We start from the raw sequence: 13,504 nt of genomic DNA, 5'->3' as shown, positions 1-13,504 counted from the left end.
TGATTATTTTATCTTTTTTAATTCATCCAATAACTTTTCATTTAGTATCTTTATATGAGTTCCTTTCATTCCTAATGATCTTGATTCAATAACTCCGGCACTCTCAAATTTCCTAAGTGCATTTACAATAACAGATCTCGTGATTCCAACCTTATCCGCTATTTTAGAAGCAACTAGCAAACCTTCATTTCCATCCAGCTCATCAAAAATGTGCTCAACTGCTTCTAATTCTGAATAAGAAAGCGTGCCTATTGCAAGCTGAACCACAGCTTTTTTTCTTGCATCTTCCTCTATTTCATCATGTTTTGCCCTTAATATTTCTAATCCTATTATTGTAGCGCTATACTCTCCCAGAACTAAATCATCATCTGTAAATTCTTCATCAAACCTTGCAAGCAAAAGAGTGCCTAATCTTTCTCTATTTCCGTTTATAGGTACTATAGTTGTTAATTTGTTATCAACTTTACAAGATTCATCATCTTCAAAGACACACATACCATTATTAGGTAAATTAGATAATGTCTCATGAACATTTAATAACTTAGAATTATATTCTTCAGGAAATCTCATTTCACTTATAACTCTATTTTTCACAACATCACATTCAAATCCTGTTGAAAAATTATATCCAAGTACCTTCCCTTTCCTGCTTATAATATAAACATTACAGTTTAATACGTCGCTTAATAAATTACATATATCATTAAAAACAACTGGTTCGGTGCCCGACTTCTGTAATATCTTATTTAACATTCTAGTTTTGTCTAATAAAGACTTCATCGTTATTCCTCCTTATAATTTGCAATACAACCAAACTATTTGTTATTTACAATATTTATATAGTAATATCATTAAAATACAAAAACGTCACATACTAAAGTATCATGTAAATAATTTAGACTTTTTTAAATATTTAGAATTATCTCTTACACACATTAGTTATCATAACATAATAGTAATTGTATTTCAACCTGATTTTTATATTATTCGACATATTGTTCTTTAAGCAGCATATAAATCAAGTTTCCTCATTATATAAAGAAATAGCTAACTTTAATTTTTATCTTCTACTTGTTGTATATTTTTGCATTCATCATTAGAGCATTGCAAATAATTGCCTTTAGCCTTGCTATATTTTTTAACCATATAACTTCCACATACAGAACACTTGGTTAAAGTAGGTTCAAACCAACTTATAAAATCACACTCAGGATAGTTACTGCAGCCATAAAATTTTCTGCCTTTTTTACTTTTTTTAACTAAAACCTTTCCTCCACACTTAGGACATTTTACATCTAATTCTTGAACTATAGGTTTGGTATTTTTACATTCAGGATATCCAGGACACGCAAGAAATTCTCCAAATCTGCCATGTTTTATAACCATATTTCTTCCGCATTTCTCACATTTTATATCCGTTACTTTATCCTCTATTGTCACCTTCGCAATTTCCTTTTCCGCAACATCAATAGCCTCTTTAAGCGGACTATAAAACTCATCAACTACCTTATTCCATTTTTCTTTACCCTCTTCTACATCATCAAGTTTTTTCTCCATTTCTGCGGTAAATTCTATATCGACTATCTGCTTAAAATATTCGCTTACTATATTATTTACTATTTCACCCAATTCGGTTGGCTCTAATGTCTTTTTTAATCTTTCAACATACTTTCGGGCAAGAAGTGTTGATATTATTGGAGCATACGTACTCGGCCTTCCTATTCCATTCTCTTCGAGTGTTTTTACAAGGCTAGCTTCAGAATATCTAGCAGGTGGCTGTGTGAAGTGCTGTTTTCCTTCTATAGATTTTCTAACTAATTTCTCTCCTTCTTCCAAAGTCGGAAAATTTGTATTGTTCCCTTCATCATCAGTTGTATAATCATATACCTTCATAAAACCATCAAACTTTATACTTGAAGCATTTGCCTTAAGTCCATATTTCTCATTATATATATCTACGGATATAGCATTAATCGTGCACTCTGCCATTTGACTTGCAACAAATCTATTCCATATAAGCGAATATAATTTGTACTGTTCTGGTTTTAAATTTTCCTTAGCTATTTCAGGTGTAATCTGAACATTAGTTGGTCTTATAGCTTCATGGGCATCTTGTATATTTTTTTTACCCTTAAAGTTTCTAAATTTCTCTACAGTATATTCTCTTCCGAATTTCTCCTCTATAAAATCCTTACACGAATTTTGTGCTTCAAGTGCTATTCTCACAGAATCTGTTCTCATATAGGTTATAAGTCCAACTGTCCCATACCCTTTAACATCAATGCCTTCGTATAATTGCTGAGCAACTGACATAGTTCTCTTAGTTGAAAAACTCAATTTTTTATATGCATCCTGTTGAAGCGTACTAGTTGTAAATGGAGGAAGCGGATTCCTGGTCTTTATTGACTTTTTTATCGATTTTACAATAAACTCTCCATTTTCTAGTTCTTTTATTATTTTGTCAGTCTCCTCTTTGCTCTTTATTTCTATTTTCTTTTTATTAAATGTCGTAAGTTTAACTTTAAATGCTTTTTTCATCTTTTCCTTATGAAGCTCACACTCTATTGTCCAATATTCTTTGGGTATAAATCCTTTTATTTCCTTTTCTCTGTCACATATCATTTTTAAAGCTACAGATTGTACTCTACCCGCACTTAATCCCCATCTTACCTTATTCCATAGTATAGGACTTATCTTATAACCAACCAACCTATCAAGTACTCTTCTGGCCTGTTGGGCATTGACCAAATCCAGCTTTATCTTGCGTGGGTTTTTTATAGCGTTTTTAACAGCATCTTTTGTTACCTCATGAAATTCTATCCTGCAATCCTGATCTTCATCCAATTTAAGTACATGAGATAAATGCCACGAAATAGCCTCCCCTTCTCTATCAGGGTCAGTAGCAAGGTAGATCTTATCACTTTTTTTTGCTTCTTTTCTTATTTTATCAAGAAGTTCTCCCTTTCCTCTTATCGTTATATACTTAGGATTGTACTCATTATCTATATCAACTCCCAATTGACTCTTGGGTAGATCCCTTACATGTCCCATAGATGCTTGAACCGTATAATTTTTACCTAAATATTTTCCTATGGTTTTGGCTTTCGCTGGTGATTCAACTATAATTAATTTCTGTCCCATTTTTAGCTCCAGTTAGCATTTTAACTAGAGTTTTACACCCCCTCGTTTTAAAACTTTTAGTTAATAAATGTATTCTATTTTCAATAAATACTATTCACTATATGTAAATAATTATACCTTCACAAATATAGATTAATCTATTTAAGAGGTTTTTTCTATCCTTGCAAAGTAGTTTCCTGAAATACATATTACCCAGTTTCTAAGTTGCAATTCAAATAATACCTCATATAATTGTTTTATGTCAATATTAGTTCTTCTAAATATATCATCTATATGCATTGGTTCATCACTCAACACATTATATATTCTTCTTTCTATTTCATTAGACATATCTAAAACTTTTTTACATTTGACTTCATTCTTGTAATTTAAGCCCAAAACTTCAAAAACATCTTTAATCTCTGTGAATACATAAGACCCTTCTCTTATAAGTTTATTCGTTCCCTTACTTTGATTTTTGAAAATTGAGCCAGGAACACTCATAACATCTCTTCCCTGATCTAATGCTAACCCAGCAGTTATAAGAGATCCACTTTTCTCCCCGGCCTCGATTACAATTACAAGGCTGCTGAGTCCACTTATTATTCTATTTCTAACTGGAAAGTTATATGAAAATGGTCTAGTTCCAGGCATAAATTCTGAAATAACACAACCTTTCTCACATATTGAATCATATAATTTTCTATTCTCCCTTGGGTATATTACATCTATTCCACATCCTAATACTGCACAAGTAAATCCATTCTGAGCAAGACTCCCTGTATGTGAAAATGTATCTATTCCCCTCGCCATTCCACTAACTATATTTACTCCATTTTGGGCAAGTTCTCTGCTTATTGCTTCCGCAATATTTTTACCATATACAGTGTAATTTCTTGATCCCACAATGGCAACATTCACATTTTGACTGAGTTTTTTTATATTTCCCTTATAAAACAATATTGATGGATAATCACATATATTCTTCAAATTACATGGATAGTCTTTATCATATAAGCTTACAGTTCTTATATTCTTATTAATGCATTCCTTATAAATATCTTCAAGTTTTGATCTGTCCCAAAACTTTTTAATGTATTTCTTTACTTTTTCATCTATTAATGAATTATCATTGCTGTACAATACATAACTCCATATATCATAAATACTATTGAAACTACTTAACAATTTTATTTTAGATTTATTCGACAACTTTATTGAACTAAACCACAAATCGTATATACTCATTAATATTTCTCCTTAAATCAACTTGACAAATTACATTTTATATGCAAGTCTATAATTAATTATTAATATCTAACAGATATATTTATCTATAACTATCTATTTTAAGAAAGGATACAAAATACTATGGACAAATTATTATTTGGCATTTCAGGACTTCCTCATGGAAACGGAACTCAAAAGTTTAATTACTCATCAGGAATAGAATATTTAAAATCCTTAAATCTTGACGCAATGGAACTTCCTTTTGTGCGTTCCGTAAATGTAACAGATAAAAATAAAGAAAGTATACTAGAAACTAAAATTAAAAATAACTTTTACCTTTCAGCTCATGGTTCTTACTATGTGAATTTAAATGCTGATGAAGATGAAAAACAAAATAAATCGCTTGAAAGAATCATAAAATGTGCTAATGGCCTATCAAAAATAAATGGAAGAAGTCTTGTATTTCATCCAGGCTTTTATCTAAAGGACTCCAAGGAGGAAGCTTATAGTACAATAAAATCCAACTTGCTTAAGCTTCCACATGATACTATAGATTATAGACTCGAGACTACAGGTAAAGCCTCTCAATTCGGAAGCTTAGAAGAATTAGTATCACTCTGCAGAGAAATTCCTTCATGCAAACTTTGCATCGACTTTTCTCACATACATGCAAGATATAATGGTTCCCTTAAAAGTTATGATGATTTTGCAAAAATATTACAATATGTAAAATCAAATTTGGGAGAAGATGCACTCAAGGATATGCATATACATATGTCAGGCATAAGGTATAGTGCTAAAGGAGAACGAAATCATCTACCACTTAAGGAAAGTGACTTTAATTACATAGATTGCTTACGTGCATTTAAAGATTTTGACATAAAAGGATGTATAATATGCGAAAGTCCTATACTTGAAGATGACGCTCTTCTCCTAAAAGAAACATATGAAAATTTATAATATATACTTTTAAAAGACTCTTTATAAAACTAAAGGGTCTTTTATATAATCTCCTCATTTAAAAACCTTCTGTACTGAAGCGATTCTACTATATGTTTTTTTTCTATATTTTTTGATCCTTCTAGATCAGCTATTGTTCTGGAAACCTTTAATATCCTGCTATACGCCCTTGTACTCAAGTTAAATTTATTATATATTGTAGCCATAATATCTGAACACCCTCTGCTTAATTTACAATATTTTTTTATAAGTCTTGTATTCATTTCAGAATTGCAATGTATGCCATAATTTTTAAACCTTTCTTTCTGAATCTTCCTTGCCATCTCAACTCTGTTTCTTATGCAAGATGAATTTTCATTTTTAGTTTTACTTTGTATTTCATTATATGAAATTGGATTCACAAAAGTAAATAAATCAATCCTATCTATTATAGGTCCAGACAACTTATTTATATATCTCTTTCTTTCGTAATCGCTGCAAGTACACGGCCTTGATGACTTATAAAAACCACACGGACATGGATTTGTAGAAAATACTGCCATAAAATTAGCTGGATATTCGACATTACCAGAAAGCCTGGATATTCTTATCTTCTTTTCTTCCAATGGCTGTCTTAATGCTTCTAACACTTTACTTTTAAATTCTAATACTTCATCCAAAAATAGAACTCCATTATGAGAAAGCGATACTTCCCCGGGCATAAGATTTCCACCTCCTATAATTGAAGTAACCGTAGTATTATGATGCGGATTTCTAAATGGCCTATTTTTTATTAGACCGTTGCTGCAATCAAGTTTACCTAATATGCTATAAATTTTAGTTACTTCTAATGATTCCTCATAGGTAAGCTCTGGCAATATAGATGGTATTCTTTCTGCAATCATTGTCTTACCGGATCCAGGTGCTCCAACCATTAATATATTATGATTACCAGCTGCCGCAACTTCCACAGCCCTTTTGCAACTCTCCTGTCCTATAACATCCTCAAAATCTAAATTTGATCTAATGCAATCGTAATTTTCACTATATTCGTATGGCACTAAATCCCTATATGATATATACCCTGCAACCTGTTTTAAATCATTAAAATAATATGCTTTGCTTCCTTTTACAGCTGAGCACTCGTTTGCATTTTCATATGGTAATAAAAAACTATTTATATTATTTTTAATCGCCTCGATAGTAATCGGAAGAACGCCCTTTATTCCCTTCAATTCGCCAAACAATGAAAGTTCACCCATTATTACAAATTCTTCTGTATCAGTAAAAACAATCTGATTTGTTGCAGTAAGTATTCCTATAGCTATAGGCAAATCAAACTGTGAACCATCTTTTCTAACATCAGCTGGAGCTAGATTTACTATTATTCTTGCTACAGGAAATTCAAATCCAGAATTTATTATTGCAGCTCTAACTCTTTCCTTTGATTCCCTAACTGAAGCTTCTGCAAGTCCTACAATATTAAAACACGGGAGTCCCCTTTCTATATCAATCTCGACACTTATCATAAATCCATCTATACCTCTAACTGCAGCAGTTATAATTTTAACTGCCATAATATCACCTCTGCTTAAGTATTGACAAATAAAAAATTATATATTCAAAACACACTGATTTTTTGTAAACATATACAAATGTGATTTACAATCGACGATATTAATGTTAGAATCATAGCATATAAACTTGTTTATTAGTACTTTTTAAACATAATACTATTTTACAATATATATTTGAAAGGAAGATATGTATGCATTCTTTTAACAAGGATATAGGTTCCCTGGGCGAAGATATTGCTGAAAATTATTTAAGACAAATTGGATACACAATTCTTCAAAGAAATTTCAGATGCAGGATAGGTGAAATAGATTTAATTGGTAAGGATGGAGACTATATATGTTTTATTGAAGTCAAAACAAGATATGGTTCATTATTTGGTAACCCGTGTGAATCTGTAACCTATTCAAAGCAGCGAAAAATATATAAAACAGCTGAACTATATATAATGAAGAAAAAACTTTTCAAATTTAACTTTAGATTTGATGTTATTGAAATAATTCTCTCAAATGACACTAATACTCCTTCTGTAAAATTGATCAAGGATGCATTCCAACTATAAGAATAGGCACAACAAAAAACTGCATTATCAAAAATGCAGTTTTAATTTATATAATATTTTTCAAGAAATACCTTCTGTGTATTTTACATACACCATATTTACGAATAGCTTCTATATGTTCCTTAGTTCCATATCCTGAGTTATTTTCAAATCTATAGTTAGGATATTCTTTAGAATACTCCCTCATTAAATTATCTCTATATACTTTTGCTATTATAGATGCACATGCTATACTTGCACTTTTTGCATCTCCTTTTATGATAAACTCATTATCTATGTTTAAATTTTTTACGGCATACCCATCTGAAAGCACCAAGTCCGGTTGTATTTTCAAGCCATCCGCAGCCTTTCTAAGTACCTCATTATTGCACCATGATATACCTCTCTCATCAATTTTCGTATTATTAATCAATGCTATATTAAAATCCAACGCCTTTGATTTTATCACTTTAGAAAGCTTTTCTCTCACAGATGCCGATAGTTTTTTAGAGTCTTTTATTCCTAAAATCAAGTCTTTATCACTCTTGTAATTTAAATTTAAAATTACAGATGCAGCTACTATTGGACCTGCAAGTGGACCTCTTCCTACTTCATCTGTCCCCGCTATAAAAATGCATTTGCTAAACTTTCTATCAAATTCATACATACTTTTAACTCTATTTATTTCCTGATCCATTTTATATATAAATTTGCTTAAACTCTCAGACAATTTTATAACATTTTTTCTTTGGTCACCCGAAAGTATCTTTATAACCTTAAGATATTTTTCTTCTTTAGTATCAAAATAAGAATTCTTTAAGAGATTGACATAACTTTTTATATCTGTAAATTTTAACTTTGATGAATCATCAAATAAACAGTTTTCTGTTATATCAAAATCTAAATTTCCATCATTGCCTATATTCATAAAACTTAAAACCTCATTCCATGTAACTATTCTACGGTCTCTCCAATGATATTTTCCCTAATTTTCCGCCTCTAAATTCATCAAGTATTATTGTGGAAACTCTAGTATAATCTATATTATGGCCTGATAGAACTGCTCCTCTTTTTAAAGCTATAGCCTCCATGTTTTTTAAAGGATCATCATATAATTCATTTAACTTATATCTGATCATCAAGTTACTAGGATAATCCTCCATAAGCCTTTCTATTAATTTTAGTGCTAATTCTTCTGTGTCAAGTATTTCATCCTTTATTGCACCAGTAAATGCTAAATTTAATTGAGTTTCAGGTTTTTCAAGTTTGGGCCATAAGATTCCTGGTGTATCCATAAGTTCAATACCAATTTTAGTTCTTATCCATTGTTTGCTTTTTGTAACACCTGGTCTATCACCAGTTTTCGCATTTTTACTTTTTGCAATTCTATTTATAAAAGATGATTTTCCAACATTAGGTATGCCAACCACCATTACTCTGTCCACTATCTTTGCAATTCCTCTTTGCTTAGCTCTATCATGTTTATCCTTTAAAAGTTCATTCAACAACGATTTGATGGACTTCAAACCATCTCCTGTAACACAGTTTGCACTTATTGTTTTTACATTATTATTCGATAGACATTTGATCCAACCTTTAGTAATCAATGGCGCACTTAAATCACTTTTATTTAGTAGTATTATTCGCGGCTTACCTTCACATATATCATTTATATCAGGATTTTCACTTGATTTAACTATTCTAGCATCTCTTATCTCTATCACGGCATCAACAAGTTTCAAGCTTTCCTTAAGTTCTCTCTTCGTCTTTGCCATATGACCTGGAAACCAATTTATAACCATATTAACCTATCCTTTCTAATCATTTCAAAGGTCCAAATCTACTAAATGGGAATATTCTAAGTGCAGCTCTTCCAACTATCATTTTATAATCTACAAATCCCACATCACTAAATCTACTGTCTCTACTATTATTTCTATTATCTCCTAAGACAAAAACTGTATTTTGTGGAACAGTAACCTCATTAAAATCAGCCATTGTCTTCTCAAGTATGTACGGCTCATCTTGCTCTACATCATTTATATATAATTTATTATCTTGAATTTTAATTCTGTCTCCACCAATGCCTATAACTCTTTTAATAAATTTTTCTTTTGGATTAGCAGGATATTTAATAACAACTATGTCACCTTTCTTAGGTGCTCTAAAATAATAACTTACCTTTTCAACTATAAGTCTATCCTTATTGTTCAAAGTAGGATCCATAGAGTGGCCGTCTACACTAACTGTTTCAAATACAAATGTAATTATAAGAAATGCCGCTATTATCGCTATAATTATAGATTTACCTAAATCCAATAGCTCCTTCACCAAAACAAAACACCACCTTAATATACAAAAAGGGACTCTAAAAGCCCCATTTCAATTATAATATTTCCTTTACCTTTGCTGCCTTACCAACTCTGTGTCTTAAGTAGAACAATCTTGCTCTTCTTACTTTACCTCTTCTTACAACTTCTAATTTTTCAATTATAGGTGCATTAACAGGAAAAGTTCTTTCTACTCCGACACCATAAGCTACTCTTCTTACAGTGAAGGTTTCTCTTAAGCCACCATTCTGTCTTTTAAGTACTATTCCCTCAAATACCTGAATTCTTTCTCTGTTTCCTTCTTTGATTCTTACATGGACTTTTACAGTATCTCCTACATTAAATTGTGGTAAATCATTTCTTATTTGCTCTGCTTCTATTTGTTTTATTACTTCTAACATTGTGCATTACCCTCCTAACAATTATTCGACGTTCATATCCAGCTAATTTACAAGCAGACAGCGGAGCGCCTGTATAGCACAAACTTTATTTTATCATATGCTTTTATAATTTTCAACATTATTAAGTATATATTTTTTAAGTTTGCAATCGACTATAGCTTTACATCTTTTATAAGCTTTTTATCCTCTTCTGTAAGCACATACTTTTTAAATAAATCAGGCCTTTTAATCTTTGTTATATTTAAAGATTGAGCCTTTTTCCACTTCCTTATATTATCATGATGTCCTGAGATAAGTACCTCTGGCACTTTTTGTCCTCTAAAATTTTCTGGCCTTGTATACTGAGGATACTCAAGTAACCCACTGTAAAATGATTCATCAATACAACTGTTGCTGTTAGATAATACCCCATTAATCAACCTGCATATACTATCTACTATCGGTATGCAAGCCATTTCTCCACCTGTCAATACAAAATCTCCTAATGATATTTCCATATCTATATATTCATAAACTCTTTCATCTATTCCTTCATAGTGTCCACACAAAAATATAAGTTCACTTTCCCTAGAAAGCTGCTTTGCTAAATCCTGATCAAAAGTTTTTCCTCTAGGTCCTAAGAATATAACTTTTCCATTATTATTTGTTTTTACCGTCTTTATAGAATCAACTATTGGCTGCGCTGCCATTATCATGCCAGCTCCACCCCCATATGGGTAATCATCAACTTTTCTATGCTTATCTAAAGTGCAGTTTCTAATATCAAAAGTATTTATCTCAATAATATTGTTTTTTATAGCCCTTCCAATTATACTGTGGTTAAATATATCAAACATCTCAGGAAACAAAGTCAATATATCTATCTTCATTGCCATGTATCTAAAGGCCTTATGATCACTTTTTTATCTTCTACATTAACATTAACCACAACATTTTTTAATGCTGGAATTAGAAGTTCTCTACTACCTTTTATCCAGTATACATCATTATTTTTTGTTTGTATTACATCTGATATTTCTCCATAATCTAAGCCATTTTCATCTACAACATGGCATCCTACTATATCTGCAATAAAGTAACTTCCTTTTTTAAGGCTTACAGCATCTTCTCTTGAAACTTCAATATATTTCTGCCTATATTTAGTCGCCTCATCAATACTATCTATATTTTCAATTTTCAAAATAACTATCTTGGGTCCAATTTTGCATGAAACAACTTTATTTTCATTACCATCAATATATATTTTATCTAATTTTTTAAACCTTTTTACATCATCTGTTAAAGGATATACTTTCAATTCACCATTGATTCCATGAGTATTTATTATCTGACCAACAGTTAAAAACTTCTTCATAAGTGTACCCCTCCTTTTAAAATTAATCAAACAAAAGAGTTAGGTATACCTAACTCTTATATTATCTCAACAACAACTCTTTTATTTTCCTTTATAGCTGCCGCCTTCACAACAGTTCTTATAGCTTTTGCTATTCTTCCCTGTTTTCCTATTACTTTTCCCATATCATCCGGAGCTACTTTCAATTCTAAAATAATCGACTGTTCTCCCGATATTTCATTAACTTGAACCATGTCTGGGTTATCAACTAGTGATTTGGCTATAATTTCAACTAATTCTTTCATTCATTACACCCCCAGTAACTATTTTGCAAGTTTTTCATTTAATCCAGTTTTTTCAAAAAGCCTTTTTACAACTTCTGTTGGTTGAGCACCATTTTTCACCCATTTAACAGCCTTTTCTTCATCAAACTTTATAGTAACTGGCTCAGTTATTGGATTATAATATCCTATTTCTTCAATAAATCTACCGTTTCTTGGAGATCTTGAATCTGCAACAACTACTCTATAAAATGGAGCTTTCTTTGCACCCATTCTTCTTAATCTTATTTTAACTGCCATTTATATCACCTCCTTACAAGCATTGTATTATTTAATATAGTAACTATAAATCTTTTATTTTAATAATTTTACTCGATACAAATAATGCTAGAAAGGCATCTTACCACCAAATAAGCTTTTCTTGTTAAATGACTTTTTCATACCCTTCATCTGTTTCATCATCTTTTTCATATTTTCAAAATCTTTTAATACTTTATTTACATTTTGAACTGCAGTACCTGAGCCTTTAGCTATTCTCTTTTTCCTGGACATAGAAGAAGATATTATAGAAGGATTTCTCCTTTCCTTCACTGTCATAGAATTTATTATGGCTTCCATTTTTGCAATTTCCTTTTCCTGATTGCCTAAATCTATACCCTTTAATTCTTTGGGTGTAACACCAGGTACCATTTCAAGAAGCTTATCTAATGGTCCAAGTTTTTTCATTTGATGCATAGAAGTCAAAAAATCCTCAAGATTAAATTCCTGATTCATAATCCTTGTTCCTAATTCTTTAGCTTCATCTTCATCTATTGCCTGTTTTGCTTTTTCAATAAGAGACAGGACATCACCCATTCCAAGTATTCTAGACGCCATTCTATCTGGATGAAATTCCTCAAAGTCACTCATTTTTTCACCAGTACCTATAAACTTGATAGGTTTCTGCGTCATAGCCTTTATTGATAGAGCTGCTCCTCCCCTTGTATCACCATCTAGTTTTGTGAGTATTACTCCATCTATATCCAACTTTTCATTGAAACTGTCAGCCACATTTACTGCATCTTGACCTGTCATGGCATCAACTACCAACAATATTTCATCAGGCCTTGCATTTTCTTTTACATCCTTTAATTCATTCATTAAAGTCTCATCTATATGAAGCCTTCCAGCAGTATCTATTATAACAACATTCAATCCATTATTTTTTGCATACTCTACGGCTCCTTTAGATATATCAACCGGGGTAACCTTATCACCCATTGAAAAAACAGGTATATCTATTTGTTTTCCAACTACTTGAAGCTGCTTTATGGCCGCAGGTCTATATATGTCACATGCTGCAAGAAGTGGTTTTTTATTCTTTTTTCTCAGCTGAAGTGCAAGTTTACCACACATAGTAGTCTTACCAGCTCCCTGAAGACCAACTAGCATTATAACAGTAATTCCATTTGAACCATATTTAATGTCACTCTGAGTGCTGCCCATTAATTCTTTAAGTTCTTCATTAACAATATTTACAACCTGCTGTGCTGGAGTCAAACTTTTAAGAACTTCTTCTCCTAAACTCTTCTCACTTACCTTTTTTATAAAGTCTTTTACAACTTTATAATTGACATCTGCTTCCAAAAGTGCAAGTTTTACTTCGCGCATAGCATCTTTTATATCTTTTTCTGAAAGTTTACCCTTACCCCTAAGCTTTTTTAATGTACCTTGAAGTTTAGACGTTAATCCTTCAAAAGCCATGCCATTTCCTC

Annotated in this window: 15 protein-coding genes; 2 read left to right on the top strand and 13 right to left on the bottom strand. The window is 31.3% G+C overall.

All coding sequences use genetic code 11. The features are described 5' to 3' along the window. Positions 1 to 3: 3 nt before the first annotated feature. The 3 genes from codY to dprA all read right to left on the bottom strand — a co-directional run bounded on the left by codY (position 4) and on the right by dprA (position 4,368). Positions 4 to 780 carry a GTP-sensing pleiotropic transcriptional regulator CodY gene (codY, locus tag D4Z93_RS05815; RefSeq protein WP_119971202.1) on the bottom strand — a complete coding sequence of 259 codons (777 nt, stop codon included), beginning with the start codon at positions 778 to 780 and terminating at the stop codon, positions 4 to 6. 273 nt (positions 781 to 1,053) lie between these two features. Continuing rightward, positions 1,054 to 3,141 carry a type I DNA topoisomerase gene (gene topA / locus D4Z93_RS05810; protein ID WP_119971200.1) on the bottom strand — a complete coding sequence of 696 codons (2,088 nt, stop codon included), beginning with the start codon at positions 3,139 to 3,141 and terminating at the stop codon, positions 1,054 to 1,056. A gap of 141 nt (positions 3,142 to 3,282) precedes the next feature. Next, complete coding sequence (dprA, locus tag D4Z93_RS05805) at positions 3,283 to 4,368, bottom strand: DNA-processing protein DprA (RefSeq protein WP_119971198.1); 1,086 nt, start codon at positions 4,366 to 4,368, stop codon at positions 3,283 to 3,285. A 123-nt stretch (positions 4,369 to 4,491) separates the two neighbouring features. On the opposite strand from dprA, the gene D4Z93_RS05800 reads away from it, so the two are divergent. Continuing rightward, complete coding sequence (locus tag D4Z93_RS05800) at positions 4,492 to 5,310, top strand: TIM barrel protein (protein WP_119971196.1); 819 nt, start codon at positions 4,492 to 4,494, stop codon at positions 5,308 to 5,310. A 41-nt stretch (positions 5,311 to 5,351) separates the two neighbouring features. On the opposite strand, the gene D4Z93_RS05795 is transcribed toward D4Z93_RS05800, so the two are convergent. Further along, a complete protein-coding gene (locus D4Z93_RS05795) occupies positions 5,352 to 6,866 on the bottom strand; it encodes a YifB family Mg chelatase-like AAA ATPase (protein WP_119971195.1) in 1,515 nt (504 codons plus the stop codon). Between the two features lie 191 nt (positions 6,867 to 7,057). Between D4Z93_RS05795 and D4Z93_RS05790 the strand changes: the two genes are divergently transcribed. Then, on the top strand, positions 7,058 to 7,426 hold the full coding sequence (locus tag D4Z93_RS05790) for a YraN family protein (RefSeq protein ID WP_119971193.1): 369 nt from the start codon (positions 7,058 to 7,060) through the stop codon (positions 7,424 to 7,426). Between the two features lie 46 nt (positions 7,427 to 7,472). Here the strand turns inward: D4Z93_RS05790 and D4Z93_RS05785 are convergent, their stop codons facing one another. The 9 genes from D4Z93_RS05785 to ffh all read right to left on the bottom strand — a co-directional run bounded on the left by D4Z93_RS05785 (position 7,473) and on the right by ffh (position 13,493). Further along, on the bottom strand, positions 7,473 to 8,333 hold the full coding sequence (locus tag D4Z93_RS05785) for a ribonuclease HII (protein ID WP_119971191.1): 861 nt from the start codon (positions 8,331 to 8,333) through the stop codon (positions 7,473 to 7,475). Positions 8,334 to 8,364: 31 nt separating this feature from the next. Next, a complete protein-coding gene (ylqF, locus tag D4Z93_RS05780; protein ID WP_119971189.1) occupies positions 8,365 to 9,207 on the bottom strand; it encodes a ribosome biogenesis GTPase YlqF in 843 nt (280 codons plus the stop codon). 19 nt (positions 9,208 to 9,226) lie between these two features. Continuing rightward, positions 9,227 to 9,739: a signal peptidase I gene (gene lepB / locus D4Z93_RS05775; RefSeq protein ID WP_119971188.1), complete on the bottom strand. Its 513-nt coding sequence runs from the start codon at positions 9,737 to 9,739 to the stop codon at positions 9,227 to 9,229. 52 nt (positions 9,740 to 9,791) lie between these two features. Further along, positions 9,792 to 10,136, bottom strand: coding sequence for a 50S ribosomal protein L19 (gene rplS / locus D4Z93_RS05770; RefSeq protein WP_119971186.1), 345 nt, complete (start codon positions 10,134 to 10,136; stop codon positions 9,792 to 9,794). Between the two features lie 152 nt (positions 10,137 to 10,288). Continuing rightward, positions 10,289 to 11,011 (bottom strand): tRNA (guanosine(37)-N1)-methyltransferase TrmD, encoded by a 723-nt coding sequence (gene trmD / locus D4Z93_RS05765; RefSeq protein WP_162920259.1) that lies wholly within the window; start codon positions 11,009 to 11,011, stop codon positions 10,289 to 10,291. Next, entirely contained in the window at positions 11,002 to 11,490 is a 489-nt protein-coding gene (gene rimM, locus D4Z93_RS05760) for a ribosome maturation factor RimM (RefSeq protein ID WP_119971184.1), read from the bottom strand. Before rimM ends, trmD begins: the two co-directional genes overlap by 10 nt. A 56-nt stretch (positions 11,491 to 11,546) precedes the next feature. Beyond that, positions 11,547 to 11,774: a KH domain-containing protein gene (locus tag D4Z93_RS05755; RefSeq protein WP_119971183.1), complete on the bottom strand. Its 228-nt coding sequence runs from the start codon at positions 11,772 to 11,774 to the stop codon at positions 11,547 to 11,549. Positions 11,775 to 11,792: 18 nt separating this feature from the next. Further along, complete coding sequence (rpsP, locus tag D4Z93_RS05750) at positions 11,793 to 12,050, bottom strand: 30S ribosomal protein S16 (protein WP_119971181.1); 258 nt, start codon at positions 12,048 to 12,050, stop codon at positions 11,793 to 11,795. A gap of 87 nt (positions 12,051 to 12,137) precedes the next feature. Next, a complete protein-coding gene (gene ffh, locus D4Z93_RS05745) occupies positions 12,138 to 13,493 on the bottom strand; it encodes a signal recognition particle protein (protein ID WP_119971179.1) in 1,356 nt (451 codons plus the stop codon). Positions 13,494 to 13,504 lie beyond the last annotated feature (11 nt).

It is taken from the genome of Clostridium fermenticellae, assembly GCF_003600355.1.
In the GTDB taxonomy this organism is placed as follows: Bacteria; Bacillota; Clostridia; order Clostridiales; family Clostridiaceae; genus Clostridium_AV; species Clostridium_AV fermenticellae.
Note: the sequence above shows the minus strand (reverse complement) of the source record. Positions and strands in the feature narration are given on the sequence as shown.

Excerpts from the sequence above, each read along its gene's own strand:
- codY (WP_119971202.1), bottom strand. The coding sequence starts at position 780 with ATGAAGTCTTTATTAGACAAAACTAGAATGTTAAATAAGATATTACAG.
- topA (WP_119971200.1), bottom strand. The coding sequence starts at position 3,141 with ATGGGACAGAAATTAATTATAGTTGAATCACCAGCGAAAGCCAAAACC.
- dprA (WP_119971198.1), bottom strand. The coding sequence starts at position 4,368 with ATGAGTATATACGATTTGTGGTTTAGTTCAATAAAGTTGTCGAATAAA.
- D4Z93_RS05800 (WP_119971196.1), top strand. The coding sequence starts at position 4,492 with ATGGACAAATTATTATTTGGCATTTCAGGACTTCCTCATGGAAACGGA.
- D4Z93_RS05795 (WP_119971195.1), bottom strand. The coding sequence starts at position 6,866 with ATGGCAGTTAAAATTATAACTGCTGCAGTTAGAGGTATAGATGGATTT.
- D4Z93_RS05790 (WP_119971193.1), top strand. The coding sequence starts at position 7,058 with ATGCATTCTTTTAACAAGGATATAGGTTCCCTGGGCGAAGATATTGCT.
- D4Z93_RS05785 (WP_119971191.1), bottom strand. The coding sequence starts at position 8,333 with ATGAATATAGGCAATGATGGAAATTTAGATTTTGATATAACAGAAAAC.
- ylqF (WP_119971189.1), bottom strand. The coding sequence starts at position 9,207 with ATGGTTATAAATTGGTTTCCAGGTCATATGGCAAAGACGAAGAGAGAA.
- rplS (WP_119971186.1), bottom strand. The coding sequence starts at position 10,136 with ATGTTAGAAGTAATAAAACAAATAGAAGCAGAGCAAATAAGAAATGAT.
- trmD (WP_162920259.1), bottom strand. The coding sequence starts at position 11,011 with ATGGCAATGAAGATAGATATATTGACTTTGTTTCCTGAGATGTTTGAT.
- rimM (WP_119971184.1), bottom strand. The coding sequence starts at position 11,490 with ATGAAGAAGTTTTTAACTGTTGGTCAGATAATAAATACTCATGGAATC.
- D4Z93_RS05755 (WP_119971183.1), bottom strand. The coding sequence starts at position 11,774 with ATGAAAGAATTAGTTGAAATTATAGCCAAATCACTAGTTGATAACCCA.
- rpsP (WP_119971181.1), bottom strand. The coding sequence starts at position 12,050 with ATGGCAGTTAAAATAAGATTAAGAAGAATGGGTGCAAAGAAAGCTCCA.
- ffh (WP_119971179.1), bottom strand. The coding sequence starts at position 13,493 with ATGGCTTTTGAAGGATTAACGTCTAAACTTCAAGGTACATTAAAAAAG.